The organism is Pollutibacter soli (assembly GCA_029269725.1).
GTDB lineage: Bacteria > Bacteroidota > Bacteroidia > Chitinophagales > Chitinophagaceae > Pollutibacter > Pollutibacter soli.
Window position 1 is genome coordinate 1 of record JARJHS010000026.1, and the last position, 573, is coordinate 573.

Sequence of the window (573 nt, forward strand, 5' to 3'; positions counted from 1 at the left end):
AGTGTTTCAATTTTCAGCTTGATCCAGATTTTTAAAGAGCAAATATCTCAAACATCACCCGAAGATGAGTTTTGAGATATTAAGGTCGGCGACTTTCACTCACAAACCAGCAAGTGGCGTCCCCTAGGGGATTCGAACCCCTGTTACCGCCGTGAAAGGGCGGTGTCCTGGGCCTCTAGACGAAGGGGACGTATCAGTCTGCTTCGCAAGACGCCTTGCTTTTCACTTTCTATCAGACAATCTGTGTGAGCACTGCAAAGTACGCTTCTTTAAGGTAAGGAGGTGATCCAACCGCAGGTTCCCCTACGGTTACCTTGTTACGACTTCACCCCAGTCATGAATCACAAAGTGGTAAGCGCCCTCCCGAAGGTTAAGCTACCTACTTCTTTTGCAACCCACTCCCATGGTGTGACGGGCGGTGTGTACAAGGCCCGGGAACGTATTCACCGTGGCATTCTGATCCACGATTACTAGCGATTCCGACTTCATGGAGTCGAGTTGCAGACTCCAATCCGGACTACGACGCACTTTATGAGGTCCGCTTGCTCTCGCGAGGTCGCTTCTCTTTGTATG

Annotated in this window: 1 tRNA gene and 1 rRNA gene; both read right to left on the reverse strand. The window is 50.3% G+C overall.

The features are described from left to right. Window positions 1-114: 114 nt before the first annotated feature. A tRNA-Glu gene (locus tag P2W82_RS24685) sits at window positions 115-190 on the reverse strand. 85 nt (window positions 191-275) lie between these two features. Beyond that, a 16S ribosomal RNA gene (locus P2W82_RS24690) occupies window positions 276-573 on the reverse strand; the annotation flags it as partial.